Genomic DNA, 26,245 nt, shown 5'->3' with positions numbered 1-26,245 from the left:
GGAGCCGCCGTCTGTCGCGTGCGGGTGCGTCGTGGCCGGTCGCGCGGTGCCCGCGCCCCTTCGGGGCGCGGGGACGGGCCTACTCCGTGCGCAGCCCCTCCGGCCGCATCATCCGAACCAGCGGCGGCAGGCTGAGCACCGTGACCGCGAGGACCACCCCCGCGCCGGCGCCGGTCAGGGACAGGACGCTCGCCCAGTCGACGGAGACCGGGGTCGCCGCCATCTTCAGCAGGACCGTGCCGAGGGTCAGGCCCACCGCCGAGGCCAGCAGCAGACCGAGCGCGATCGGTACGGCCGTCTGCCACAGCACCGACAGGCCGAGCGTGCGACGCCGGGTGCCGAAGGCGACCAGCGACGACAGCAGCTTGCGCCGGTCGCGCAACTGCTCCAGCTGGGAGACCAGCAGGCTCGCCCCGATCAGCGCGAGCACGCAGACCGCGCCGATGAACAGGCCGGTGCGCAGGGAGGTGTACTTGCTGGACTGGGCGGTCGCCGCCCAGCGCCAGGCGCTGGCGAGGCGGTCCACCCGTGCGGCCGTGTTCCGCACGTACTCGTCCGCGTCCGGCACCGACAGGTCGAGGCGGACGTAGACCTGGTGGTACATCGTCGACGCGGCCCCGGCGGGCAGTGCGGACGGGGTCAGCAGCAGGCCGTTGACGTCGGACCGGAGCGCGTCCTTGCGGGCGGTCGCCTGCCGCAGACCGGCCGGCACCGTCCAGGGGATCTCGCGTCCGCGGTCGCCGCCCGTGTAGGTGGCGTCGATGAAGCCGTGCCGGCCCGGCCGCATGAGGGCCCGCAGAGCGGCGTCGTCTTCCGTGCCGGGCACGACGAAGACGTCACCGTCCCGGCAGGACGGCAGGTGGGCCAGCTCGCGCAGCGCGGCACAGTCGCCGACGGTGAGGCTCGCCGTGGTGCCGGGGTCGCGGCGCTTGTCGCCGAGCCCGCCGGAGGAGATCGCCACCGACGCCCGTACGCCCTTGGTGTGGGCGAACTCGCGGGCGGCCACCGGCAGCCGGGACCGGTCCGACAGGTCGACCTCCATGGACGCCCGGTTCGGATCACGGCCGGTGTCCTTCGTGTACTGGCCCTCCACGCCCGCGAACAGCATCTGTAGCGCGATCGCCCCGGCCACCGCCACCGCGATGCCGTTGACCATGCGGGCGGCCGTACCGCTGCTCAACTGGAGCCGTCGTACGGCCAGTTGCCAGGAGACGGCGCCCGCGCCGAGCCGGGTGACGAACGCCTCCACGAGCCAGGGCAGCAGCGCGGTGACGCCGATCAGGAGCAGCAGCACGCCGCCGGTGACCAGGTACTCGTTGAAGGAGCCGTGGGAGCGGCCGTCCCCGATCATCGGGTACAGCATCGCGAGACCCGCCAGCGGCAGCAGCAGCCGCCACCACAGGCGCCGCCGGGCCTGCTTGGCCGTACGCACCACGCCGAGCGGTTCCACGACCACCCCGCGCATCGCGAGCAGCGTCACCAGCACCGCGGCCGCCGGAACCGCCACCGCGACCAGCGCGACCAGCGTGGGAGAGGGGTCGAGGTAGCTCGGGAAGAAGCTCTCCCCCATGACCTCCACCGAGCCCGCCACCTGGCGTCCGATCAGGAAGAACACCGTGCCGACGGCCAGTCCGAGCAGCGACCCGGCCAGCGCCTCGCCCGCCGCGATCCGGCGGGTCATCCGGCTGTCGGAGCCCACCAGCCGCAGCGCGGCCAGCCGGCGGTCGCGCCGCTCGCCGCCGAACCGCACGGCCGCGGCGATGAAGACGGCGACCGGCGTCAGCAGGGCGACGAACACGACCAGTGTCATCAGGATGAGCACCGGGTCGGCCCGCTCGGTCGTCGGGTGCGGATCGCCGAACGCGGTCAGCCGCACCACCCGGGAACTGTTCTTGGTCGCCTTCAGACCGTCGGCACCGGCGTAGTAGGCCAGTTCGTGCGAGCCGATCAGTCCGGGCTCGCCGATCGTGCCGGTGATCCGGTACGGCAGCCGCTCCCGCAGGAGCTTCCCTCCGTCCGAGGAGAGCAGCTCCTTCAGCGCGGGCGAGGCTACCATCCCGCCCTTCGCCGGGAAGCGTTCGACGCCGGGCGGCAGCGGCGCCCGCGCACCCTCGGGCTCCAGCAGCCGGCCCCGGATGTCCTTGGAGTGCCACTCGGTGTCGCTCATGCCGACCAGCACGGTGTTCTCGCCCTTGGGCGGCACGGCCACGCCGTAGGTGAGGTCCTGGCGGGCCTGTTCGCGCTGGTGCCGTGCCGACAGCACGCTCGGCAGCGCTGTGGTCAACAGCAGCAGGGCCACGCCCAGGCCGACGCCGACCGCCGTCAGCAGCATCCGGACCCAGCCCTCGCGCCCGCCGGTGAGGGCGAACCGGGCCCCCATGCCCAGGTCTCTGCACCACTGTCCGACGTTCATATGGCCCGCTCCATGTCCCGGGACCTGCCGTCGCGTACGACGATCTCCCGGTCGGAGTAGGCGGCCACCCGGGCCTCGTGCGTGACCAGGACCACGGCCGCGTTGGTGGAGCGGGCCGCGTCGGTCAGCAGCTCCATCACGCGCTCGCCGTTGAGGGAGTCGAGCGCGCCGGTCGGCTCGTCGGCGAACAGCACCCGGGGCCCGGTGACCAGCGCCCGCGCCACCGCGACCCGCTGGCCCTGGCCGCCGGAGACCTCGCCGGGCCGCTTGCCCTTGAGGTCGTCCACCTCCAGGCGTTCCATCCAGGTCAGCGCGGCCCGCTCGGCCTCCTTGCGGGAGGTGCCGTTCAGCCGCAGCGGCAGCGCCACGTTCTCCACGCAGGTCAGCTCCGGGACGAGCTGCCCGAACTGGAAGACGAAGCCGAACTCGCTGCGGCGCAGGGCGCTGCGCCCGGCGTCGCTCATGCCGGCCAGTTCGCGGCCGTCGTAGGTGATGGAGCCGGAGTCGGGCGGCACGATGCCGGCGAGGCAGTGCAGCAGCGTGGACTTGCCGGAGCCGGAGGGGCCCATGACGGCGACGACCTCGCCGGGGTGGATGGAGAACGCGGCGCCGTCGAGCGCGACCGTGGGGCCGTACGACTTGCGCAGGTTCTCGGCGGCCAGCAGGGTGCCGGGCGGGGGAGTCACTTGGCCACCACCTCCGCGCGGAGCTTGTCGAGGCGCGCGGCGGTCAGTTCCAGCCAGCGCAGGTCGGCCTCCAGGTGGAACAGGGCGTGGTCGCAGATCAGCTGGTCCGCGAGGTCGCCCTTGCGCTTGCGGTCGGTCAGGATGCGCATGCTGCGCAGATGCTCCGCCCGCTGGGTGTCGAGGATGTCGGACGCGTCGCGGCGGGTGAGGAGGGCGAGGACGACCTTGGTGTAGAGGGTCGACTGGAGGTACTCCTCCGGCTTCTCCGGGGTGGCGAGCCAGCGCTCGACGTCGGTGACGCCGGCGTCGGTGATGGCGTACCGCTTGCGCTCGGGGCCGCCGCCGGCCTCGATCCCGTCGACTTCCACGAGGCCGTGCTTCAGCAGCCGGGACATCGTCGAGTAGACCTGGCCGTAGTGCAGCGGCCGGTCGTGACCGAACTTCTCGTCGAAGGCCCGCTTGAGGTCGTAGCCGTGGCGCGGGCCGGACTCCAGGAGCCCCAGAAGGGTGTGACCGATGGACATGGCAGCACTCTACACACGGTGTATACGCGGGATGTATACGCGCCGTGCAGGGCTCGTGGCGGGCGGTACGGCCCCGCAGGTGGGGGCCGATTGTCACGGTTCCGATACAGGCGGGCGGCCCCGCCGCGGCAGCGGTCCGGTGTCCTTCGGCAGGCGCCCCGCCTCCGCGAGGGCGCGCCGCAGCAGGAACTCGATCTGGGCGTTCGCCGACCGCAGCTCGTCCCCGGCCCACCGCGCCAGCGCCTCGTACACCAGCGGGTCCAGCCGCAGCAGCACCTGCTTGCGCTGCCGCGGCCGGCGCTTCGGGCTCTCCGAAGGGCCCGTCATCGGGTCCGTCACTGGTACAGCGTTCCTGTGTTGAGGACCGGCTGCGGGGCCCGGTCCCCGCACAGCACCACCATCAGGTTCGACACCATCGCCGCCTTCCGCTCCTCGTCCAGCTCCACGATGTCCGCGTCCGCGATCCGGGCCAGCGCCGCCTCGACCATCCCGACCGCGCCGTCCACGATCTGCCGGCGGGCCGCGACGACCGCCCCCGCCTGCTGCCGCTGGAGCATCGCCGAGGCGATCTCGGGAGCGTACGCGAGATGCGTGAAGCGGGACTCGATGATCCGCACCCCGGCCGCCTCCACCCGCACCTGGAGCTCGACGGCCAGCTTCTCGGTGATCTCCTCGGCGTTGCCGCGCAGCGACAGGCCGTCCTCGTCATGGGCGTCGTACGGGTACTCGATGGCGATGTGCCGTACGGCCGTCTCGGTCTGCGTGGCGACGAACTCTGCGAAGTCGTCCACCTCGAAGGTGGCCTGCGCGGTGTCCTGGACCTTCCACACCACGACCGCGGCCAGCTCGATCGGGTTGCCGTAGGCGTCGTTGACCTTCAGGACGGGCGTCTCGTGGTTGCGCACCCGGGTGGAGATCCGGGTCCGGGAGGTGAAGGGGTTCACCCAGCGCAGGCCGTCCTGGCGGATCGTGCCCCGGTAGCGCCCGAAGAGCTGGACGACCCGGGCCTCGCCCGGCGCGACCGTGTTCAGTCCTCTCATCGCGATGACGGACGCCAGCAGGACGACGACGCCGGCCACGATGAGCCCGCCCTCGGCGCCGCCGGAGGGGACCGCCCCGGAGGCCCCGAACAGCGCGACCGAGGCGCCGAGCCCGAGCAGGCCGAGCAGCAGGGCGAGCCCGCCGCCGATGCTGTGGGCGGTGAACTCCCGTACCTGTGGCGCGGGCATCTCGGGGACGTCGGCGGTGGCGGCCGGCTCGGATATGGACATAGGGGACCCCCCGGTTCTCGTCTTGCCTAGCTCTGTTCTATCCAAGTGATATCACTTTACGCCGCCAAGCAACCCTGGACCAGTCATAGCCGTCGGTTCCGATGGGGCGGGTGCTGATTGTCACGTCCGTAAAAGAACGGATCGGACGCCCTTTGTCATATAGAGGGGTGTTAGCTTTCGGAGCTGACCCCGAGACGGAAGCGAGCGTAGGGAGCCATGGGACGAGCGGAAGAGAGACGAGCGCGACAGCGCGGTGGCCACCGCGCGGCGCCCAAGCGCCGCTCCAAGCCCGCGGCCGACACCAGGCCCCTCATACGCCGGATCTTCACCTGGAAGAAGATCCTCGGGACCTTCTTCGGCGTGTGCCTGCTCGGCATCCTGGGCTTCATCGGCCTGTACCTGTACGTGGACATCCCCGAGGGCAACGCCGCCGCCCAGCAGCAGAGCAACGTCTACAAGTTCAGTGACGGAAAAACGGTTCTGGCCCGCAAGGGCGAGGTCAACCGCGAGATCGTCGACCTGTCCAGGGTGCCCCGCAAGGTCCAGCTGACCTTCGTCGCCGCCGAGAACAAGAGCTTCTACCACGACTCCGGCGTCGACCTCCGCGGGACCGCCCGCGGCCTGATCAACACGCTGTCCGGCAAGGGCAAGCAGGGCGGCTCCACGATCACCCAGCAGTACGTCAAGAACTACTACCTGAACCAGGACCAGACCGTCACGCGCAAGCTGAAGGAACTGGTCATCTCGCTCAAGGTGGACCGCGAGAAGTCCAAGGACGACATCCTCGCCGGCTACATCAACACCAGCTACTACGGCCGTAACGCCTACGGCATCCAGGCCGCCGCCCAGGCCTACTACCGCGTCGACGCCGAGGACCTCACGGTCGAGCAGGGCGCTTACCTCGCCGCCCTGCTCCAGGCGCCGAGCCAGTACGACTGGGCCGTCGCGACCAAGACCGGCAAGCGGCTGGTCACGCAGCGCTGGAACTACGTCCTGGACAACATGGTCGAGGAGGGCTGGCTCTCCAAGGCCAAACGGGACGCCATGCACTTCCCGTACCCGAAGGAGCCCAAGGGCGCCCCGGGCCTCGGCGGGCAGAAGGGCTACCTGGTCGAACTCGCCAACCAGCAGCTGGAGCAGCAGCTCATGGCGCAGGAGGGCCTGACCCAGTCCCAGGCGGAGAACGCCGTCGTCGACAAGGGCTGGACCATCACCCTCAACATCGACCGGAAGAAGCAGGCCGCCCTGGAGAAGGCCGTCAAGAGCCAGCTGACCGGCAAGCTCGACCCGAAGAAGCGCAAGGTCGACGGCGACATCCAGGCCGGCGCCGTCTCCGTCGACCCCAAGACGGGCAGGATCGTCGCGCTCTACGGCGGCCAGGACTACTACACGCACTACTTCGACAACGCCACCCGCCGGGACTACCAGCCGGCGTCCACGTTCAAGCCGGTCATCCTCGCCGCCGCCCTGGAGCAGAACGCCACCACCCAGGACGGCAAGCCGATCACCGCGAGCACCCTCTACGACGGCACCAGCCGCCGCCAGGTCCTGGACCACGGCGCCAAGGTCGGCTTCGCCCCGCCCAACGAGGACGACGTCGACTACGACGAGATCACCGTGCAGCAGGCGATGAACAAGTCCGTCAACTCCGTCTTCGCGCAGATGGGCGTGGACGTCGGCATGGACAAGGTCATGAGCACGGCGGGCAGGCTCGGCATGAACACCAAGGGCATGCAGGCGGTGCCCGCCCAGACCCTCGGCTCGATGGGCGCCAGCCCCCTGGAGATGGCCGGGATCTACGCCACCTTCGCCAACCACGGCTACAAGGTGACCCCCACGATCATCAAGTCGGCGGAGAACAAGGGCCGTACGGTCGACATGCCGGACCCGGTCGGCGGCTCGGTGATCAGCCGCACGGCCGCCGACACGGTCACCTCGGTGCTCACCGGCGTGGTCGACGACGGTACGGCCAAGCAGTCCGTGGCGAACAACCCGCTGCGCGACGGCCAGCAGGTGGCGGGCAAGACCGGCACCTCCGACGAGAACAAGTCGGCCTGGTTCACCGGCTACACCCCCGACCTGGTCACCTCCGTCGGCCTGTTCGGCGAGGACCCGAAGACCAAGGCACACGTCTCCATGAAGGGCGCGACCGGCCTGCTCCCGCCGCCCGGCCGGATCAACGGCGGCGGCTACCCGGCGCAGATCTGGGCCACGTACACCTTCGGCGTCACCGACAAGGCCTCGTTCGACCTGAACACCACGCAGGGCGCGGCCGTCGAGCCGACCGAGACGCCGACGCGGACGCACACGCCGACCCAGACGCCGTCGCAGACGCCGACCAGCGCGCCGCCGACGTCCGAGTCGCCGACCCGGACGCCGTCGCAGACGCCGACCCAGACCCCCAGCCAGACGCCCACCCAGACCCCGAGCCAGACTCCGACGAGCCGGCCGCCGACGGCTTCGATCACCCCGGAGAACCCGCTCGACCCGGAGAACCTCCAGTAGCCCCACGACAGGACACGACAGCGAAGGGCGCCCGGTGCACACCGGGCGCCCTTCGGCACGTCACGGGTCCCGCCCGCGCACGTCAGCGGGCCTCAGCCCGCGCACGTCACGGAGGTTCAGCCGCGGTTCAGTTCGAACCACACCACCTTGCCGGTGCTCAGCCGGGTCGCGCCCCAGCGCCGGGCCAGCTTGTTGACCAGGTACAGGCCGCGCCCGCCCTCGTCCGTGGCCCGTGCCTGCCTCAGACGCGGCAGCTGCGGCACGTCGTCGCCGACCTCGCAGCGCAGCACGTCCGTGCGCAGCAGCCGCAGCGTCACCGGCCGCGACGCGTACCGTACGGCGTTCGTCACGACCTCGCTGACCAGCAGCTCCACCGAGTCCGTCAGGTCCTCCAGGTCCCAGCGGGCGAGCGCGCGCCGGGCCAGCCGACGGGCCTGGCCCGGAGCGGAGTCCTCCGGCTCCAGCGTCCAGTAGGCGACATCGCTCGGCGCGATCCCGTCGAAGCGGGCGGCGAGCAGCGCGATGTCGTCGTCCCGGTCGCCCGGGCCGAGCATGTCCAGCACCTCGTCGCACAGCGCTTCCAGCGGCGGCGGATGATCCGGACCGGTCAGCCGCGCGGTCGCGGCCAGCTTCTCCCGCAGCTGCTCTATGCCGGTCCACACGTCCCGCAGCCGGGACTCCACCAGGCCGTCGGTGTACAGCAGCAGGGTGCCCCCGGCGGGCGCCTCCAGCTCCACCGCCTCGAAGTCGACCCCGCCGACCCCGATCGGCGCGCCCGGCGGCACCCGCAACACCTCCGCGTGGCCGCCCAGATGCAGCAGCACGGGCGGCGGATGGCCGGCGTTGGCGATCGTGATGCGGTGCGTCACCGGGTCGTAGACCGCGTACAGGCAGGTCGCCATGCGGTCGGTGCCCAGGCGCTGCGCCTGCTCGTCCAGGTGGTGCAGCACCTCCTGCGGCGGCAGATCGAGCCCGGCCAGGGTCTGCGCGGTGGTGCGCAGCTGGCCCATGATCGCCGCCGAGGTCATCGAGTGGCCCATCACATCGCCGACGACCAGCGCGACCCGGCTGCCCGGCAGCGGGATCGCGTCGTACCAGTCGCCGCCGACCCGCGCGGTCTCCGCCGCCGGCAGATAGCGGGAGGCCAGCCGGACTCCGGTCGGCCGGGGCAGGGTCTCGGGCAGCATCGTGCGCTGCAACTCGTCGGCGATGTACGCCTCGCGGCCGTACAGCACCGCCTTGTCGATGCCCAGCGCGCTGTGCGTGGCCAGCTGCGCGGCCACCAGCAGATCGTCCGCCTCGAAGGCGATCCGGTCCGGGCGCCGCAGGAACAGGGCCGCGCCGATCACCCGGCGCCGGCCGCGCAGCGGCGCGAGGATCGCGTGCCGCTCGCCCGGTACGACCGCCTCACCGCCCTCGCCGAGCAGTTCCGGCAGCGCGTCCCGGGCGGCGGGCGCGTCGGCGAACACCGGGCGCACCCCGCGCAGCACCTCGTTCAGCGCACCGCCCGGCCGCACCTCGCACAGCTCGGTGGTGAGCGTCGACAGGTCCGCGAGCACGGACGGCTCCGGCTCCGGCTCGAACGCCGGCGGCAGCAGCACCCCGTCGGTGTCCCGCTCCTGAGGTATCCGGTCGGTGCGGCGCAGCCGCAGCACCACCGGACCGCTGGGCCGCTCGTCACCGACCGGCAGCGGTTCGCGCAGATAGACGAGGATCGCGTCGGAGAACGTCGGCACGGTGGCCCGGCACAGCCCCATCACGATCTCGTCGAGGTCGAGCCCGCGTGCGATCCGCCGGGTGGCGGCGCCCACGAACCTGAGCCGGTCCCCGTCCCGCCGCATGGGCATCGGCCGCCCCGGCGGCAGACCCCGCCCGGTACGGCGCTCCTGACCGCCCGGCGCCCGCTCCTGCTCCGCGCCGGGCTGCGCCGGGATGACCTCCGGCGCGGGGCGCGGGCGGTGGGCGTCGGGTTCGGTGGTGGCGGGCTGAGCGTGCTCGGGGCCGTTGACTGAGGGCTCCTTCCCCTGGCCGGCTGCGGACTCCTTCCCCTTGCCACAGGGCGTGGCCGTGCCCGGGCCGGAGGGCGTTCCGTCGGCCCGGGCCTGTACGGGTAAGGCCGGGCTGCCGAGCTGCGTCGGGGGCTGCTGCTGGGTACGCAGGAGCGCCCCGCGGGCCTCCGCGGGGTCGACGCCCGGCTGGGGGCGTTCGAAGGAGGTGGGCTGCTCCGTCACGCGTGTCGCATCCATCCGTCCGGGGCTGTGCGCCGGGTGCGCCGGGCGCGCAGTTGGTCCCGCCGAAGTCCCGATACCCGCAATACGTGCCCCAGGAACGGAATTCCGGCCGGGTCGCAGGCGGTCGCTGTGCCGGTGGCGAGATCCGCGCGGCCGGCGGCCCGGTCGCCGCGTGCCTTCGTGGTGGTGCCCTGGTACCCCTCGCTCACGTCCTGCCGCCCCTCGGTGACGATCGGTCAAGCCCGGCGCATGCCCTGGCAGTTGCTCTTCTACACCCTTGCGGAGGACGATCCTACGTTTCTTGCCTGGGGGCGCATCAAGGGTCTCATGAGGATACGCGCGCGGGTGTGCGGCCCCAGTCCTCGGGGAGAGAAGGTACCGTCCAGGACGGGTCCGGGCGCCAGCGCGGCCAGCCGTCCGTGAACGGCGTCCCCCACGCGCGGATCACCTCCACCGCCTCCCGGCCCGCCGCCCGCACCCGCTCGGCGGTCGCCGGGTCCATCAGTCCGTCCCGCTGGGCCTGCGCGAACTCGTCCTCGTCGCGCCAGTGCCAACTCCGGTCCGGATGCACGGAGATGTCCAGAAAGTGGTCCTCGGAGTCCACCCCGCCCGCCCACCGGGCCAGCGGCTCCTCCAGGTTGACGTACCAGTTCTTGAACCGCCAGCCCGGCTCCCAGAACAGCCACACCGACCAGGGCCGGCCGGGCTGGGCCAGCTTCAGCACGCCCGTGCCGAACCAGCGGTCCCGCTGGACCGTGCGCGGCTTGGTGTACCGGGACTCCAGCGGCTCCAGGTGCACGGGCGTGCCGTCGGCCAGGACCGGCTTCACACACTCGGTGCCGGGGGCCAGCCACACCGCCAGCAGCTCCGCGTCGTCGCGTACGACGGTGACGGGCCGGGCGATGTGGTACTGGTCGCCGCCGTTCGCCCGGTAGCGCCACAGGATGTGCGTCCCCGGGGTCCAGTAGGTCGCCGGTCCCGCCGCCACTCGTGTCATCGCTCCGTCGTCCGTCATGCACAGATATTAGGTGCCGCGGGCATACGACGCTGCGGCGCGGGTCACGGCGGTCCGGGGTGGCCGGAAAGGTTCGCTCCCGGTTACGGGCGCGTCATCCGCAGGACATCCAGCGCCTCGTCCAGCTGTTCCGGCGTCAGGTCACCGCGCTCCACGTACCCGCCCTCCAGGACGACTTGGCGGATCGTCTTGCGCTCGGCGAGGGACTTCTTGGCGACCTTCGCGGCCTCCTCGTACCCGATGTACTTGTTCAGCGGGGTCACCACCGACGGGGACGACTCGGCGTACTCACGGGCGCGTTCGCGGTCGGCGGTGATGCCGTCGACGGTCCGGTCGGCCAGCAGCCGCGAGACGTTGGCGAGCAACCGGACCGACTCCAGGACGTTCTTGGCGATGACCGGGAGCATGACGTTCAGTTCGAAGTTCCCGGCGGCACCGGCGGTGGCGATGGTGGCGTCGTTCCCGACGACCTGCGCGGCGACCATCAGCACGGCCTCCGGGACCACCGGGTTGACCTTGCCCGGCATGATCGAGGAGCCGGGCTGGAGGTCGGGCAGCCGGATCTCGGCGAGACCGGTGCGCGGCCCGGAGGACATCCAGCGCAGATCGTTGGCGATCTTCGTCAGGCCGACGGCGACGGTCCGCAGCTGTCCGCTGGTCTCCACGATGCCGTCCCGGGCGCCCTGCGCCTCGAAGTGGTCGCGGGCCTCGGTCAGCGGCAGCCCGGTGACCCGGGCGACCTCCTCGATGACGGCGGCGGAGAACCCGGGCGGCGTGTTGATGCCGGTGCCGACCGCCGTGCCGCCCAGCGGCAGCTCGGCGAGGCGCGGAAGCGAGGCCCTGAGGCGCTCGACGCCGTACCGCACCTGGGCCGCGTACCCGCCGAACTCCTGCCCGAGCGTCACCGGGGTCGCGTCCATCAGGTGCGTCCGCCCCGACTTCACCACGTCCGCGAACTCCTCGGACTTGCGCTCCAGGGAGGCGGCGAGGTGCTCCAGGGCCGGGATCAGGTCATGGGTGACGGCCGCGGTGGCCGCGATGTGGATGGACGACGGGAAGACGTCGTTGGACGACTGCGAGGCGTTCACGTGGTCGTTGGGATGCACGTCCCGGCCGAGCCGCTCGGTCGCCAGCGTCGCGATGACCTCGTTGGTGTTCATGTTGGACGAGGTGCCCGAGCCCGTCTGGAACACGTCCACCGGGAAGTGCTCGTCCCACTTCCCCGCGGCGACCTCGCCGGCCGCGTCCTGGATCGCCTCCGCGACCTCCTTGTCCAGCACGCCCAGCTCGGCGTTCACCTTCGCCGCCGCCGCCTTGATGCGGGCCAGCGCCTCGATGTGCGCCCGCTCGATGCGCTGTCCGGAGACCGGGAAGTTCTCCACGGCACGCTGCGTCTGCGCCCGCCACTTGGCATGGGCCGGGACCCGGACCTCGCCCATGGAGTCATGTTCGATGCGGTATTCGCTCATGCCGGGTACAGCGGTCGCCGGGACCGGAATGTTCCGGGGATTGAGCCGGGCGGGTGGCCAGGCCGCTGATCGTGTGTCACGGCCCGCGCCGGCCCCCGTGGTCCGTCGCCCCGGGCCGGTACCGGCCCGGGAGCGACGGCGGGAGCGGGGTCACGCCAGCCCGGGCCTCCGCACCGGAATCGACGTGAACGTCGGCTGCGGGGCCGGGTCGGTGAAGAAGTCGTTGCCCTTGTCGTCCACCACGATGAACGCCGGGAAGTCCTCGACCTCGATCTTCCAGACCGCCTCCATGCCCAGCTCCTCGTACTCCAGGACCTCCACCTTCTTGATGCAGTCCTGGGCGAGACGGGCGGCCGGGCCGCCGATGGAGCCGAGGTAGAAACCGCCGTGGGCGGCGCACGCGTCGGTGACCTGCTTGCTGCGGTTGCCCTTGGCGAGCATCACCTTGGAGCCGCCCGCCGCCTGGAACTGCTCGACGTAGGAGTCCATGCGGCCGGCGGTGGTCGGGCCGAAGGAACCGGAGGCGTAGCCCTCGGGCGTCTTCGCCGGACCGGCGTAGTACACCGGGTGGTCCTTCAGGTACTGCGGCATCTCCTCGCCCGCGTCCAGCCGCTCCTTGATCTTGGCGTGGGCGATGTCACGGGCCACGACCAGCGGGCCGGTCAGCGACAGCCGCGTCTTGACCGGGTACTTGGTCAGCTCGGCGAGGATCGTGTCCATCGGCTGGTTGAGGTCGATCTTGACGACGTCGCCCTCTTCCAGGTGCGCGTCCGTGGTGTCCGGCAGGAAGCGTGCCGGGTCGGTCTCCAGCTGCTCCAGGAAGACGCCCTCGGCGGTGATCTTCGCGACCGCCTGCCGGTCGGCGGAGCAGGAGACGGCGATGGCGACCGGGCAGGACGCCCCGTGCCGGGGCAGGCGGACCACGCGGACGTCGTGGCAGAAGTACTTGCCGCCGAACTGGGCACCGATACCGATCTTCTGGGTCAGCTCGAAGACCTTCTCCTCCAGCTCCTCGTCCCGGAAGCCGTGGCCGAGCGGCGAGCCCTCGGCCGGCAGGTTGTCCAGGTAGTGCGCGGAGGCGTACTTCGCGGTCTTCAGCGCGTACTCGGCGCTGGTGCCGCCGACGACGATCGCCAGGTGGTACGGCGGGCAGGCGGCCGTACCGAGCGAGCGGATCTTCTCCTCCAGGAACTTCATCATGGAGGCCTCGTTCAGGACGGCCTTCGTCTCCTGGTACAGGAAGGACTTGTTGGCGGAGCCGCCGCCCTTCGCCATGAACAGGAACTTGTAGGCGCCGCCGTCGGTGGCGTACAGCTCGATCTGGGCCGGCAGGTTGGTGCCGGTGTTCTTCTCCTCCCACATGGTGAGCGGAGCCATCTGCGAGTAGCGCAGGTTCAGCTTGGTGTAGGCGTCGTGGATGCCGTGGGACAGGTGCTTCTCGTCCTCGCCGGCCGTCAGCACGTTCTGGCCGCGCTTGCCCATGACGATCGCCGTGCCGGTGTCCTGGCACATGGGCAGCACGCCGGCGGCCGCGATGTTCGCGTTCTTCAGCAGGTCCAGCGCGACGAACTTGTCGTTGCCGGACGCCTCCGGGTCGTCGATGATCCGGCGCAGCTGGGCGAGGTGGGCCGGGCGCAGGTAGTGCTGGATGTCGTGGATGGCCTCCTCGGCCAGCTTGCGCAGCGCCTCCGGTTCCACCTTGAGGAACGTCCGCCCGTCCGGGCCCTCCACGGTGGAGACGCCCTCGGACGTCACCAGCCGGTACGGGGTGGTGTCCTCGCCCTGGGGGAGCAGATCGGTGTACGCGAACGCTGGGCGGGTTGGGGGGGAACTACTCGGCATCTCAGCCCATTCCTCACTCTGACGGACGGCGGCCCGCCGACGCCGGCGAGCCTCCCCAGCGTAGAACCTGCCGCCGACAGCGAACCTGTGAGGTGGGGCTCAGTTGGGGGTGTCGCGATCTATCGTGTTTGGGTACGCTGCCGTCGTGGACCTTCAGAAGCAGACCGCACCCACACCCGCCACCGCGCTGCGGGCCTCCGACGCCGACCGCGACCGGGTCGCCGACATCCTCCGCGAGGCCCTGGCCGAGGGCCGGCTGACCGCCGACGAGCACGCCGAGCGCGTGGACGGGGTGCTGCACGCCAAGACGGTGGGTGAGCTGGAGGTCTTCATCCGGGACCTGCCCGCCGCCCACCAGGGCCCCACCGCGCCCGCCTACACCCCGGTGCCGCCCCGGCCCACCCCTGGCGCGATCCCGGTGGAGGCCGACGCGAACGTGGTGGCGGTGTTCAGCAGCGCCATGCGCCGGGGCCGCTGGCGGGCCGGGCGGCGGCTGCACGCGTACGCGGTCTTCGGCAGCGTCGAGATCGACCTCAGCGAGGCGATCTTCGAGTACCAGCAGGTGGTCATCAAGGCGGTCTCCGTCTTCGGTGACGTCCAGATCCGCGTCCCGGAGAACATCTCGCTGCGCGGCACCGGCGGTGGCGTGCTCGGCAACTTCGAGGTGAGCCCGCTGGACTCGGTCGACTCCGACGCGCCGGTGGTCTACGTCGACGGCTGGGCCGTCCTCGGCAACGTGGAGGCGCGGCCGAAGCGGGGCAAAAGCGTCGCGGACATCCTGGAGCGTGTTCAGGACAAGGTGGACCGCAAGCTGCGCAAACACCTGGGGCACTGACCCCGGGGCGTGAACGGCGTGCCGCGCGCCTGCGGACGGGAACGCTGTGCATAGGCGCGCGCACAGCGGGTAGGCCTTGCTGCATCGTCTCTCGCTCGCGAAGCCGTCGTCAGGAGTAGACCGTGCTGCAACCGCCGCATTCGTCCTTGCAGGTCGCTGCCGTTCCGGCCCAGCGGGTGCCAGCGCGAGACAGGGACCAAGACGCACCCTGGCACACCGAGGCGGTGTGCCGGCGCGACGAGGCCGGCCTGTTCTTCGCCCCGTCGAAGGAACCGACCGCCGCCCGGCTGTCCCGCGAAGAGGCGGCCAAGCGGGTCTGCTCCCGCTGCCCGGTCATGGTCGAGTGCCGCGAACACGCCCTCCTCCAGCCCGAGCCCTACGGCGTCTGGGGCGGCCTCACGGCAGCCGAACGCCGAGTGGTCCTGGCGAGGCGCCGCCGCAGGGACCTGGAACTGAAGAAGGCGGCGCGGGCAGGGGCGAACCGCATGGCGGGCTGAAACACGTGGACAAGGAGCGCCCTCTCCGCACCGAGGGCGCTTCCTGATCCGGGGGCGCGGGGAACCGCGCGAGCGACCACGGACGACCCGCGGCCGCCGACGCTCCACGCGCCCCCTCCGGGCAGCCGCCCTTACTTCGCCCGGTCGAAGTCGATCGCGCTGTAGGCCCGCAGCTTGCTCAGCCGGTGCTCGGAGAAGATCCGCCGCACCGTTCCCGACTTCGACCGCATCACGATCGACTCGGTCAGCGCGGTCTCCGACCGGTACCGGACCCCCCGCAGCAACTCCCCGTCGGTGATCCCGGTCGCGACGAAGAACACGTTCTCCCCGGACACCAGGTCATCCGTCGTGAGCACCCGGTCCAGATCGTGCCCGGCGTCGATGGCCCGCGCACGCTCCTCGTCGTCCTTCGGCCACAGCTTGCCCTGGATGGTCCCGCCCAGGCACTTGACGGCACAGGCCGAGATGATGCCCTCCGGGGTGCCGCCGATGCCGAGCAGCAGGTCGACGCCGGTGCCCTCGCGCAGCGCGTACACCGAGCCGGCCACGTCACCGTCGGAGATCAGCTTGATGCGGGCGCCGGCCTCCCGGACCTCGCGGATCAGACGCTCGTGCCGCGGCCGGTCCAGGATGACGACGGTCACGTCCTCCGGTGAGGACCGCTTGGCCTTGGCGATCCGCCGGATGTTCACCTCCACGGGCGCGTTGATGTCGACGAAGTCCGCCGCCTCCGGGCCGGTGACCAGCTTGTCCATGTAGAACACGGCGGACGGGTCGAACATCGCGCCGCGCTCGGCGGCGGCGAGGACGGCGATCGCGTTCGGCATGCCCTTGGCCGTCAGCGTGGTGCCGTCGATCGGGTCGACGGCGATGTCGACCTCGGGACCGGTGCCGTCGCCCACGTGCTCCCCGTTGAAGAGCATCGGGGCCTCGTCCTTCTCGCCCTCGCCGATGACGACCACGCCGTTCATCGACACGGTGGAGACGAGGGTCCGCATGGCGCGCACCGCGGCACCGTCGGCGCCGTTCTTGTCGCCGCGCCCGACCCAGCGGCCCGCGGCCATCGCGGCGGCTTCGGTCACGCGGACGAGTTCGAGGGCGAGGTTGCGGTCGGGAGCCTCGGAGGGGACGTCCAGCTCGGACGGCAGGTGGTGATTTTCGGTCATCGGAGCGCACCTTTCTGATACGACGACGGCCGGATGAGGGTCTTGGTCCCGACTCTATCGTTAGGCAGACAAAATGAGCAGGGGACCCCACGGATGAGCGCTTGGGGCACCTGCGACGATAGGGGGCGTGGCAGGTTCGAACGGCAAGCAGAAGACGGCCCGGGACATGATTCTCTCCCTGGCCCTGATCGGCATCGCGGGGCTGGTCGTCTACTTCATCGCCATCCCGCACGACGATCACGCTCCCGATCTCAAGCGGGTCGACTACCGGGTCGAACTGGTCACGGCCCGCCGCGCGGCGAGCTACCCGGTGGCCGCGCCGGAGGGCCTGCCGAGCACCTGGAAGCCGACCTCCGTGCGCTTCCAGGGTGAGAAGTCCGACCGCTGGCACCTCGGCTACCAGACGCCGGACGGCCAGTACGTGCAGATCGAGCAGTCCACGGAGAAGCCCGCCGACTTCATCGACCAGGCCAGTCAGGGCGCGTCGGCGACGAAGCGGACCGAGCGGATCGACGGCCGTACCTGGACCCGCTACACCGGCGGCCGGTACGACGCCCTGGTGCTCGAGGACACGCCCGGCTCCACGACGGTGGTGGCGGGCACCGGCTCCTTCGGGGAGCTGACGACGATGGCGGCGGCGCTGAAGATGCGGTGAGCCATGAGGTGGGCCCGTACCACCTCCGCGTACGTGAAGAGGCCCCCGGCGGTGCCGGGGGCCTCTGTCGTGCTCGCGTGGCTCAGACGGTCGTGACGACGTCCTCGTAGGCCAGGCGCGGGGAGCGCGGGTACCAGGCGTCCGGGCCCGGCTTGCCGATGTTGACGACCATCAGCGGGGTGTGGTCGTCGTCCAGGAACTCCTTGCGGACGCCCTCGTGGTCGAAGCCGGTCATCGGGCCGGCGGCGAGGCCGGCGGCGCGGACGCCGACGATGAAGTAGGCGGCCTGGAGCGCGGCGTTCAGCGTGGCGGAGCCCTCGCGGACCGGGCGCTCGGCGAAGAAGACGTCCTTGGCCTGCGGGAAGGCCGGGAACAGGGTCGGCAGCTCCTCGTGGAACTCGTTGTCCGCGGAGAGGATCGCGACCAGCGGCGCGGTGGCGGTCTTGGCCTGGTTGCCCTCGGCCATGTGCTTCACCAGGCGCTCACGGGCCTCGGCCGAGCGGACCAGGGTGATGCGCAGCGGGGTCTGGTTGAAGGCGGTCGGGCCGTACTTGACCAGGTCGTAGATCGCCTGCACCTGCTCCTCGGTCACCGGCTCGTCGGTGAAGGCGTTCGCGGTGCGGGCCTCGCGGAACAGCAGGTCCTGGGCGGCGGGGTCAAGAACGAGAGACATGGGTGACTTCCTCGGGGGCGTGTCCGGCCCGGGGCGCCGGACCGGCTGACGTCACCGACCCTACGACACGTGAGGTTTAACGTTCAACTAAATCGGGGGTGTGGTGACTCGCTTCACAACCCCGCGCCGCCCCTACTCGCCGCCCTTCTCCGCTTCCCCGTCCGTCTCCTCCTCCTCGGCCAGCGCCGCGTCCAGCCGGGCCCGGGCCCCCTCCAGCCAGCGCCGGCACACCTTGGCCAGCTCCTCGCCGCGCTCCCACAGCGCCAGGGACTCCTCCAGCGACGTACCGCCCGCCTCCAGCCGCCGTACGACCTCGATCAGCTCGTCGCGCGCCTGCTCGTACGACAGCGTCTCGTCCACCTTGCTCGTCATTCGCTCACCTTCACTGTGAAATCACCGTCGGCGACGCGGGCGCGCAGCGCCTCGCCCGCCGTCACCTCGGCCGGATCGCGCACCACGTGCCCGTCCGCCCGTTGCAGCACCGCGTAACCGCGCTGGAGCGTCGCCGCGGGGGAGAGCGCCACCACGCGCGCGTGCGTGTGCGTCAGCTCCGAGTCCGCGCGGTCCAGCAGATGCCCCAGGGTCCGCCGGCCGCGGTCGAGGAGCGCGGCCACATGGTCGGCGCGCTCGTCGATCATCCGGTGCGGATCCTCTATCGACGGCCGTGCCAGGGCGTGCGCCAGCCCCCGCTCCTCCCGCTCCACGAACGCGTTCATGCAGCGCCGCGCCCGGTCCCGCAGCATCCGCACCCGCTCCAGCTCCTCGCCGACGTCCGGCACGACCTTCTTCGCCGCGTCGGTCGGCGTGGAGGCGCGCAGGTCGGCGACGTGGTCCAGCAGCGGGTTGTCCGGCTCGTGCCCGATCGCGGACACCACGGGCGTACGGCACTCGGCCACGGCCCGCACCAGCTGCTCGTCGGAGAAGGGCAGCAGATCCTCCACGCTGCCGCCGCCGCGCGCGACGATGATCACGTCCACCTCGTCGATCGCGTCGAGTTCCTTCACCGCCTGCACGACCTGGGGGACCGCGTGGACGCCCTGCACCGGGACGTTGCGCACCTCGAAGCGGACGGCGGGCCAGCGGTGCCGGGCGTTCTCCAGCACGTCCCGCTCCGCGGCGGAGGCCCTGCCGCACACCAGCCCGATCAGCTGCGGCAGGAACGGCAGCGGCTTCTTCCGCTCCGGCGCGAACAGGCCCTCGGCCGCGAGAGCCTTCTTCAGCTGCTCCAGCCGGGCCAGCAGCTCGCCGACGCCTACGGGCCTTATCTCGGCGGCGCGCAGGGACAGCTGACCGCGGGGGGCGTACCACTCGGGCTTCGCCAGGACGACGACACGGGCGCCCTCGCCGACGACGTCCGCGACCGCGTCGAACACCTGGCGGTAGCAGGTCACGCTCACGGAGATGTCGTACGACGGGTCGCGCAGCGTGAGAAACACGACACCGGCGCCGGGGCGGCGGGACAGCTGCGTGATCTGCCCCTCGACCCACACCGCGCCGAGCCGGTCGATCCAGCCGCCGATCAGCCGGGAGACCTCGCCCACGGGGAGCGGGGTTCGGGGGGACGTGTTCACAGCCATGGCGTCGAGCGTAGTGGCCGCCACCGACAGTCCGGCTACGCGCCGTAGGGCTGCGGGCCGTTTCCGTCCGCGACTCCGTCACGGCTGACCGCGCGGTTCCCCGCGCCCCTTCGGGGCGCTACCCGGCCGTCGGCCCCACGCCGCCGTAGCTGCGGGCAGTCGCGCCGGTCAGTTGCTGAGCGGTTCCCGCCGGCCCCGCCGGCCCCGCTGGCCCACCAGTACCAGCAAGCCGATCGCCAGCCACACCGCGCCCACCGCCTGGGCCGCGCCCGCCGCCTCCGCGATGACGGCCACCGTGATCGCCGCCCCCGCCACCGGCACCACGACATACCGCCACCAGTTCCGCTCCCCCCGCCGCACCACGAAGTACCCCACCACGCTCGCGTGCAGCAGCGTGAACGCGGACAGCGCCCCGATGTCGACCACCGACACCAGCTTGTCCAGGCCGTCGTCCCGCCGCGCCGCCCACCCCGCCGCGACCAGCGTGATCACCGCCGCGCACAGCAGAGCCACCCGCGGCACACCGGCGTCCGTGCGGGACAGGGCCCGCGGCAGCCGCCGGTCGCGGCCCATCGCGAACAGCAGCCGCCCGGCCGCCGCCTGCCCGGCCAGCGCCGCGAACGCCGCCCCGATCGCCTTGCTCGCGGCCACCAGGTCGTGCAGCCACGTGCCGACGGCGGAGTCCACCGCGTCGTAGAAGGCCGACCCCTGAGCCCCGGGATGCCGTGCGAGCCGCGCGGACGTCGTCGGCTCCAGCAGCGCCACCAGATACGTCTGCGCGACGAACAGCACCCCGGCCAGCGCCAGGCAGAACAGCAGCGCCCGCGCCACCTTCGCCGAGCCCCCGGTGACCTCCTCGGCGAACGTCGCGATCGCGTCGAAGCCCAGGTAGGACAGGACCGCCACGGACACCGCGCCGATCACCGCCGACAGCGCGAACGCGCCCTGCGTGCCGTCCCCGGACAGCGGTGACAGCACCCCCCGCTGCGCCCCGTCCCGCGCCAGCACCACGACCGCCGACACCACGAACACGACCAGGACCACGATCTCCAGGGCCAGGACGAGAAGGCCCACGCGCGCGGCGGCCCGTACGCCCCACAGGTTCAGGAGGGTGGTGACGACCACGGCCAGGGCCGTCCACACCCACCGGGACACCTCGGGGACCAGCGCGTTCATCGCGATGCCGGAGAAGAGGTAGGCCACCGCCGGGATGAGCACGTAGTCGAGCATCGCCATCCAGCCCGCGATGAACCCGGCCCCTTTTCCGAGCCCCGCGCGCGCGTAGGCGAACACCGACCCGGCCTGCGGTACGACCCGCACCATCTGCGCGTAGCTGAAAGCGGTGAACGCCATGGCGACCGTGGCCACCACGTACACCAGCGCCACCGCGCCGTGCGACTTCGCGTCCAGCGTGCCGAACACCCCGACCGGTGCCATCGGCGCGATGAACAGCAGCCCGTAGACCACGAGGTCCCGGAAGCCGAGGCTGCGCCGCAACCGGTGGTGCGTGCCGGTCGCGGAGGCTGTCGTTCCGGTGTCGGACATACGCACAAGTCTTCCCCGCGCGGCCATGGGCACGCGATCTCTCCGCCCCCGAACGCGGCCTTACGATGGGACGCATGACCGCTTCCTCTGGCCGCCGTGTCCTGCTCGCCGCCCCCCGGGGCTACTGCGCCGGCGTGGACCGCGCCGTGATCGCCGTCGAGAAGGCCCTCGAACAGTACGGGGCCCCGATCTACGTCCGGCACGAGATCGTCCACAACAAGTACGTCGTGCAGACCCTGGAGAAGAAGGGCGCGATCTTCGTCGAGCGCACGGAGGAGGTGCCGCCCGGCAACATCGTCATGTTCTCGGCGCACGGCGTCGCCCCCGTCGTGCACGAGGAGGCCCGGCAGGGCCGGCTCGCCACCATCGACGCCACCTGCCCCCTGGTCACCAAGGTCCACAAGGAAGCCGTCCGGTATGCGGGCGAGGACTACGACATCCTCCTGATCGGCCACGAGGGGCACGAGGAGGTCATCGGCACCTCCGGCGAGGCCCCCGAGCGCATCCAGCTGGTCGACGGTCCCGGGGACGTCGAGAAGGTGGAGGTCCGCGACCCGTCGAAGGTCGTCTGGCTCTCCCAGACCACCCTCTCCGTGGACGAGACCATGGAGACCGTCGACGCCCTGAAGACGAAGTTCCCCGGGCTCGTCTCCCCGCCCAGCGACGACATCTGCTACGCCACGCAGAACCGGCAGCTCGCCGTGAAGCAGATGGGCGCCGAGGCCGAGCTGGTCATCGTCGTCGGCTCGCGCAACTCCTCCAACTCCAAGCGGCTGGTCGAGGTCGCCAAGCTCGCCGGCGCCCGCGAGGCCTACCTGGTGGACTTCGCCGACGAGATCGACGAGGCATGGCTGGAGGGCGTCACGACCGTCGGCGTCACCTCCGGCGCCTCCGTGCCCGACGTGCTGGTCGAGCAGGTCCTCCAGTGGCTCGCCGAGCGCGGCTACGGCGACGTGGAGATCGTCAAGGCCGCCGAGGAGTCGATCACCTTCTCGCTGCCCAAGGAACTCCGCCGCGACCTGCGCGAAGAGGCGGCGGCCCTGGTCGCCGAGCGCGGCGGGAGCGGCACCTCGGGGGCGTGACCGTCAGTGGTCCGTCGTAACGTGGAGCCATGCAGATCTTCGGCGTGGACATCGGCGGATCCGGCATCAAGGGCGCCCCTGTGGATCTGGACCGGGGCGACCTGGCCCAGGAGCGCTGCAAGGTGCTCACCCCGCACCCGGCGACGCCCGACGGCGTGGCGGACGGGGTCAAACAGGTGGTGGACCACTTCGGGTGGACGGGCCCGGTCGGCCTGACCTTCCCCGGCGTGGTCACCGGCGGCGCCACGGTCCGTACGGCGGCGAACGTCGACAAGAGCTGGATCGACACGGACGCGCGCGCGTTGTTCAGCGGCCGGCTCGGCGGCCTCCCGGTGACCGTGGTCAACGACGCGGACGCGGCGGGCGTCGCCGAGATGGAGTTCGGCGCCGGGCAGGGCCGCAAGGGCACGGTCATCCTGCTCACCTTCGGCACGGGCATCGGCAGCGCCGTCTTCGTGGACGGCGTCCTGCTCCCCAACACCGAGCTGGGCCACCTGGAGCTGGACGGCCACGACGCCGAGAAGCGCGCCTCCAGCAAGGCCAAGGAGGACCACGACCTCAGCTGGGAGCAGTGGGCGCACCGCGTCGGGAAGTACCTGGCCCACGTGGAGATGCTGTTCTCGCCGGAGCTGTTCATCATCGGCGGCGGGGTCAGCCGCAAGGCGAACAAGTTCCTGCACCTCATCGAGGGCGTCAAGGCCGAGATGGTCCCCGCCCAGCTCCAGAACAACGCGGGGATCGTGGGCGCGGCGATGAGAGCGGCCCAGCGCGCCTAGGGGCCGGGCCGGCCGCCGTCAGCTCCGTCGCCGGCGTCGTCGTACCCACCGCACCCTGCGGACGAGCACGATGACCCCGGCGGCGAGCGTCCCGGCGTACAGCCAGCCCGCCTGGGTGGCGAGCCCGGTGACCAGCCCCATCAGGCGGCCGAGCAGCCCCCCGCTGTCCTCGGCGACCGGCAGCAGCCCCACGGCGAACGCGATCGGTACGACGACGGGCGCGGTCAGCACGTCCCCGCCACGCACCCACAGCGCGGTCAGCACGCACACCGGCAGGAACAGCACGCCGTAGACCGTCGGGGAGGAGCCGAACAGCAGCTGGTCCAGGAAGCCGAGCAGGAACATCGCCGCCAGGCAGAACAGCCCGCTGCCGAGCCCGGTCAGCCGGGGGTTCGGCAGCCGCCGGCCCGCCGTACCAGGTCCCGCTCCCTGTACCGGCCGCACGGCCCGCCCGTCACCCGGCGCGGGCCGACGCTCACCACCGCGCCCGCGCTCACCACCGCGCCCGCGCTCACCACCGCGCCCGCGCTCACCACCGCGCCCGCGCTCACCACCGCGCCCGCGCTCACCGCCGAGCCCACGCCCGCCGCCGGGCCCGCGCTCGCCGTCCACCCGGCGTCGTCCCTGCGCCGGCAGCGGGGCCGACGGGGGCGTGCCGCGTCGCGGTCCGTCGTTCGGGGGTCGCGATCCGTGTTGCTCCACAGGGACCAACCTAGGTCTGTTTATGTGCCGAATCGCCCGTGAGACACGCCGATGGCCAGAGCTTGGCCGGGCGATCACCGCTCTCGCGAGGCGGGCGCGCGGGACGCCGTAAACTGGTGGATCGGCCAGTGTCGGTCTCTGGCCCCTGGCAGCCCCTGGCCCACTCAACTACGGGAAGTCGCAACGTGTCGCTCACGATCGGAATCGTCGGCCTGCCCAATGTCGGCAAGTCGACCCTGTTCAACGCCCTGACCAAGAACGACGTGCTGGCGGCCAACTACCCGTTCGCCACGATCGAGCCGAACGTCGGCGTCGTCGGCGTGCCCGACGCCCGCCTCGCCCAGCTCGCCTCGATCTTCAAGTCGGAGCGCATCCTTCCGGCCACGGTCGACTTCGTCGACATCGCCGGCATCGTGCGCGGTGCCTCGGAGGGCGAGGGCCTGGGCAACAAGTTCCTCGCGAACATCCGCGAGTCCGACGCGATCTGCCAGGTCATCCGCGCCTTCAAGGACGAGAACGTCGTCCACGTCGACGGCAAGGTCTCGCCGAAGGACGACATCGAGACGATCAACACCGAGCTGATCCTCGCCGACCTCCAGACCATCGAGAAGGTCCTGCCCCGCCTCCAGAAGGAGTCGCGGATCAAGAAGGACATCGCGCCCAAGGTCAAGGCCGTCGAGGAGGCCAAGGAGATCCTGGAGAAGGGCGACACGCTCTTCGCGCACGGCATCGTCCAGGGCAGCGAGCGCGCGGAACTCCTCCACGACCTGCACCTGCTCACCACCAAGCCCTTCCTCTACGTCTTCAACGTGGACGAGGACGAGCTGGTGGACGAGGACTTCAAGAACGAGCAGCGCGCCCTGGTCGCCCCGGCCGAGGCGATCTTCCTCAACGCCAAGCTCGAGGCGGACCTCGCCGAGCTGGACGAGGAGGAGGCCCTGGAACTCCTCCAGTCCGTCGGCCAGGACGAGCCCGGCCTCGCCACCCTCGCCCGCGTCGGCTTCGACACCCTCGGCCTTCAGACCTACCTGACGGCCGGCCCCAAGGAGTCCCGCGCCTGGACCATCAAGAAGGGCGCGACGGCCCCCGAGGCGGCCGGTGTCATCCACACCGACTTCCAGAAGGGCTTCATCAAGGCCGAGGTCATCTCCTTCGCCGACCTGGTCGAGACCGGCTCGGTCGCCGAGGCCCGCGCCAAGGGCAAGGCCCGCATGGAGGGCAAGGACTACGTGATGCAGGACGGCGACGTGGTGGAGTTCCGCTTCAACGTCTGATGCGTACGGCGAAAGGCCGTCTGACCTGCGACGGAGCGGGTTGGGCGGCCTTTGCGGTCCGCGCGGAGTCCGCAGCGTGCTGACTTCGGTCAGCGCGCGGAACGGTTATGCCGCTTCGTCGACCTGTGGCCGGGTATCAGCGGACTCGTCCGCGTACGCCCTGTCGACGGCTGCCCGGGTCCGCTGCTGGTCCGCGAGCTCTACGAGGAGACGGGGCTCACCGTGAAGCCCGAGTCCCTCAAGGTCGCCCACATAATCCACGGCACTCGGGGCGTCGAGGCCCCCAACGAGACAGTGCGTCCGGTTGCCACGCTGCGTGCCGCCGGAGGCGCGCTGTCGTTGACCCGCAGCGTCGGGGAGACGCTGACGTCGGACTGGGTGGACGACGCCCTGCGCGGGCCGCGCCGCTTCGGCCTTGATGCGACGGGCCGGGTCACCGCCGTCACGGCCGGCCAGAGGCGAGTCCTACGCGTACGACAGCGGTGGCAACAACATCGACGCCACCTGGCCGGACCGCCACGCCAGTGGCGACGCCCGCGGCAAGCGCTCCGGCTTCCACTACAACCACCACCGCTACTACGACCCGCAGACCGCCCGGTACATCACGCCCGATCCGCTGGGTCTCGCGCCCGCGCCCAACCCCACGGTGTACGTGCACAACCCCCACCGGTTCAGCGATCCGCTGGGCCTCGCGCCGTACGAGGACAACGGGGGGCTCGGCGACCTCATCGAGGTCAACAAGCCCGACGCCGACGCGGACAAGCTGGCCGAGAAGCTTGGCGGAGAGCCCCGCAGGAGGTTCGCGAACGACCCGGACGGACGTGAGTTCGACGCGATCAGCGACGAGTACGTGGCCCAGGCGAAGCCCGCGGACTTCACCCTGAACAAGAAGTTCCGCAAGCAGGCGCAAGCCACGTTCGAGGCGGCGATCCAGAGTGGCCGCACGCCGTACTTCCAGTTCGACGGACCGCCCGGACCAGGGGTGATCGATAAGCTCCAGGAATACGGACGCCGGTACGGCGTCGAGCCGGTGATCGACACGACTCCGCTGGAGTGAGGGATGTACGAGTTCCATGGTTGGTTCGGTATCTCCGAGGACCCGTACGAGGACGACCCGCAGTCTCTGAGGGCGGGTGTCGATGAGTTGCGTGCGCGGATCGACGCGGTCCAGTGGTCCTCCAGCTGCAAGGTCGTGCTCGACGTCTTCAACGGGCTGGACGTCGTCACGGCCGCCGGCCACACGAACCACATCGGCTACGAGGCCGGGCAGCTGGACGAACTGGTGGCGTACATCGCGCGCCGCTTCCCCGGCTCGTGGGGGCTGCTCTACGACCGCTCCGACGAAGGCGACATCCCGAACGCCGACAACGCGTTCCGGGTGCGCGTCGTCCGCAGGGGGCTCGTCGAGGAGCGCCTGGATCCGTTTCTCTCGCCGTGCAATCCGGTAATCGAGGACTGAGCCCTACGAGGCTCGCCGGGAGGAGCACGCACCAACAGCTGACTGACC

General features: G+C 71.3%; 23 protein-coding genes and 2 pseudogenes. 10 read left to right on the top strand and 15 right to left on the bottom strand.

Annotation, left to right across the window (positions count from 1 at the left end; all coding sequences use genetic code 11):
- Nucleotides 1-79: 79 nt before the first annotated feature.
- The 5 genes from ACZ4WH_RS18535 to ACZ4WH_RS18515 form a co-directional block, all read right to left on the bottom strand.
- Complete coding sequence (locus tag ACZ4WH_RS18535) at nucleotides 80-2,413, bottom strand: ABC transporter permease (protein ID WP_468181631.1); 2,334 nt, start codon at nucleotides 2,411-2,413, stop codon at nucleotides 80-82.
- Complete coding sequence (locus ACZ4WH_RS18530) at nucleotides 2,410-3,099, bottom strand: ABC transporter ATP-binding protein (protein ID WP_468181629.1); 690 nt, start codon at nucleotides 3,097-3,099, stop codon at nucleotides 2,410-2,412. The genes ACZ4WH_RS18535 and ACZ4WH_RS18530 overlap by 4 nt, the downstream gene beginning before the upstream one ends.
- Nucleotides 3,096-3,623 carry a PadR family transcriptional regulator gene (locus tag ACZ4WH_RS18525; protein WP_468181627.1) on the bottom strand — a complete coding sequence of 176 codons (528 nt, stop codon included), beginning with the start codon at nucleotides 3,621-3,623 and terminating at the stop codon, nucleotides 3,096-3,098. Before ACZ4WH_RS18525 ends, ACZ4WH_RS18530 begins: the two co-directional genes overlap by 4 nt.
- A gap of 93 nt (nucleotides 3,624-3,716) precedes the next feature.
- Nucleotides 3,717-3,950, bottom strand: coding sequence for a type II toxin-antitoxin system antitoxin (locus ACZ4WH_RS18520; RefSeq protein WP_468181625.1), 234 nt, complete (start codon nucleotides 3,948-3,950; stop codon nucleotides 3,717-3,719).
- Nucleotides 3,951-3,958: 8 nt separating this feature from the next.
- Nucleotides 3,959-4,894, bottom strand: a complete 936-nt coding sequence (locus tag ACZ4WH_RS18515) for an SPFH domain-containing protein (protein WP_468181623.1) — start codon at nucleotides 4,892-4,894, stop codon at nucleotides 3,959-3,961.
- A gap of 216 nt (nucleotides 4,895-5,110) precedes the next feature.
- On the opposite strand from ACZ4WH_RS18515, the gene ACZ4WH_RS18510 reads away from it, so the two are divergent.
- Entirely contained in the window at nucleotides 5,111-7,399 is a 2,289-nt protein-coding gene (locus tag ACZ4WH_RS18510; RefSeq protein WP_468181621.1) for a transglycosylase domain-containing protein, read from the top strand.
- A 116-nt stretch (nucleotides 7,400-7,515) separates the two neighbouring features.
- Here the strand turns inward: ACZ4WH_RS18510 and ACZ4WH_RS18505 are convergent, their stop codons facing one another.
- From ACZ4WH_RS18505 to ACZ4WH_RS18490, 4 genes are all read right to left on the bottom strand, one after another.
- A complete protein-coding gene (locus tag ACZ4WH_RS18505; RefSeq protein WP_468181619.1) occupies nucleotides 7,516-9,630 on the bottom strand; it encodes a SpoIIE family protein phosphatase in 2,115 nt (704 codons plus the stop codon).
- A gap of 325 nt (nucleotides 9,631-9,955) precedes the next feature.
- Entirely contained in the window at nucleotides 9,956-10,645 is a 690-nt protein-coding gene (gene fomD / locus ACZ4WH_RS18500) for a cytidylyl-2-hydroxypropylphosphonate hydrolase (RefSeq protein ID WP_468181617.1), read from the bottom strand.
- A gap of 83 nt (nucleotides 10,646-10,728) precedes the next feature.
- The gene (locus ACZ4WH_RS18495) at nucleotides 10,729-12,114 is read right to left on the bottom strand and encodes a class II fumarate hydratase (RefSeq protein ID WP_468181615.1); all 1,386 of its coding nucleotides are present in this window, start codon (nucleotides 12,112-12,114) and stop codon (nucleotides 10,729-10,731) included.
- Nucleotides 12,115-12,264: 150 nt separating this feature from the next.
- A complete protein-coding gene (locus ACZ4WH_RS18490) occupies nucleotides 12,265-13,956 on the bottom strand; it encodes a fumarate hydratase (RefSeq protein WP_468181613.1) in 1,692 nt (563 codons plus the stop codon).
- A 145-nt stretch (nucleotides 13,957-14,101) separates the two neighbouring features.
- On the opposite strand from ACZ4WH_RS18490, the gene ACZ4WH_RS18485 reads away from it, so the two are divergent.
- Entirely contained in the window at nucleotides 14,102-14,791 is a 690-nt protein-coding gene (locus ACZ4WH_RS18485; RefSeq protein WP_468181611.1) for a DUF1707 SHOCT-like domain-containing protein, read from the top strand.
- A 122-nt stretch (nucleotides 14,792-14,913) separates the two neighbouring features.
- Entirely contained in the window at nucleotides 14,914-15,288 is a 375-nt protein-coding gene (locus ACZ4WH_RS18480) for a WhiB family transcriptional regulator (protein ID WP_468181609.1), read from the top strand.
- 131 nt (nucleotides 15,289-15,419) lie between these two features.
- On the opposite strand, the gene glpX is transcribed toward ACZ4WH_RS18480, so the two are convergent.
- Complete coding sequence (glpX, locus tag ACZ4WH_RS18475) at nucleotides 15,420-16,454, bottom strand: class II fructose-bisphosphatase (RefSeq protein WP_468181607.1); 1,035 nt, start codon at nucleotides 16,452-16,454, stop codon at nucleotides 15,420-15,422.
- A gap of 127 nt (nucleotides 16,455-16,581) precedes the next feature.
- Here glpX and ACZ4WH_RS18470 point away from each other — a divergent pair, with 127 nt between their 5' ends.
- The gene (locus tag ACZ4WH_RS18470; protein WP_468181605.1) at nucleotides 16,582-17,109 is read left to right on the top strand and encodes a DUF4245 domain-containing protein; all 528 of its coding nucleotides are present in this window, start codon (nucleotides 16,582-16,584) and stop codon (nucleotides 17,107-17,109) included.
- An 82-nt stretch (nucleotides 17,110-17,191) separates the two neighbouring features.
- Here ACZ4WH_RS18470 and ACZ4WH_RS18465 read toward each other — a convergent pair whose 3' ends face one another.
- The 4 genes from ACZ4WH_RS18465 to ACZ4WH_RS18450 form a co-directional block, all read right to left on the bottom strand.
- Nucleotides 17,192-17,782, bottom strand: a complete 591-nt coding sequence (locus tag ACZ4WH_RS18465) for a malonic semialdehyde reductase (protein WP_468181603.1) — start codon at nucleotides 17,780-17,782, stop codon at nucleotides 17,192-17,194.
- A 132-nt stretch (nucleotides 17,783-17,914) separates the two neighbouring features.
- Entirely contained in the window at nucleotides 17,915-18,154 is a 240-nt protein-coding gene (locus ACZ4WH_RS18460; protein ID WP_468181601.1) for an exodeoxyribonuclease VII small subunit, read from the bottom strand.
- Nucleotides 18,151-19,359, bottom strand: a complete 1,209-nt coding sequence (gene xseA, locus ACZ4WH_RS18455; RefSeq protein WP_468181599.1) for an exodeoxyribonuclease VII large subunit — start codon at nucleotides 19,357-19,359, stop codon at nucleotides 18,151-18,153. Before xseA ends, ACZ4WH_RS18460 begins: the two co-directional genes overlap by 4 nt.
- A gap of 168 nt (nucleotides 19,360-19,527) precedes the next feature.
- Nucleotides 19,528-20,904 (bottom strand): APC family permease, encoded by a 1,377-nt coding sequence (locus ACZ4WH_RS18450; protein ID WP_468181597.1) that lies wholly within the window; start codon nucleotides 20,902-20,904, stop codon nucleotides 19,528-19,530.
- A 65-nt stretch (nucleotides 20,905-20,969) separates the two neighbouring features.
- On the opposite strand from ACZ4WH_RS18450, the gene ACZ4WH_RS18445 reads away from it, so the two are divergent.
- Nucleotides 20,970-21,986: a 4-hydroxy-3-methylbut-2-enyl diphosphate reductase gene (locus ACZ4WH_RS18445; RefSeq protein WP_468181595.1), complete on the top strand. Its 1,017-nt coding sequence runs from the start codon at nucleotides 20,970-20,972 to the stop codon at nucleotides 21,984-21,986.
- Nucleotides 21,987-22,015: 29 nt separating this feature from the next.
- Entirely contained in the window at nucleotides 22,016-22,762 is a 747-nt protein-coding gene (ppgK, locus tag ACZ4WH_RS18440; RefSeq protein ID WP_468181593.1) for a polyphosphate--glucose phosphotransferase, read from the top strand.
- Nucleotides 22,763-22,780: 18 nt separating this feature from the next.
- On the opposite strand, the gene ACZ4WH_RS18435 is transcribed toward ppgK, so the two are convergent.
- The gene (locus ACZ4WH_RS18435; RefSeq protein WP_468181591.1) at nucleotides 22,781-23,206 is read right to left on the bottom strand and encodes a DUF6542 domain-containing protein; all 426 of its coding nucleotides are present in this window, start codon (nucleotides 23,204-23,206) and stop codon (nucleotides 22,781-22,783) included.
- Nucleotides 23,207-23,649: 443 nt separating this feature from the next.
- On the opposite strand from ACZ4WH_RS18435, the gene ychF reads away from it, so the two are divergent.
- The 4 genes and pseudogenes from ychF (at nucleotide 23,650) to ACZ4WH_RS18415 (ending at nucleotide 26,197) form a co-directional block, all read left to right on the top strand.
- Nucleotides 23,650-24,738: a redox-regulated ATPase YchF gene (ychF, locus tag ACZ4WH_RS18430; RefSeq protein WP_468181589.1), complete on the top strand. Its 1,089-nt coding sequence runs from the start codon at nucleotides 23,650-23,652 to the stop codon at nucleotides 24,736-24,738.
- 189 nt (nucleotides 24,739-24,927) lie between these two features.
- Nucleotides 24,928-25,026, top strand: a pseudogene (locus ACZ4WH_RS18425) (NUDIX domain-containing protein); the annotation flags it as partial.
- 259 nt (nucleotides 25,027-25,285) lie between these two features.
- Nucleotides 25,286-25,795, top strand: a pseudogene (locus tag ACZ4WH_RS18420) (restriction endonuclease fold toxin); the annotation flags it as partial.
- Nucleotides 25,796-25,798: 3 nt separating this feature from the next.
- Nucleotides 25,799-26,197, top strand: coding sequence for an Imm7 family immunity protein (locus tag ACZ4WH_RS18415; protein ID WP_468181587.1), 399 nt, complete (start codon nucleotides 25,799-25,801; stop codon nucleotides 26,195-26,197).
- Nucleotides 26,198-26,245 lie beyond the last annotated feature (48 nt).

It is taken from the genome of Streptomyces sp. NPDC029138 (assembly GCF_055564375.1).
This window is presented reverse-complemented; position numbering and strand designations above follow the sequence as displayed.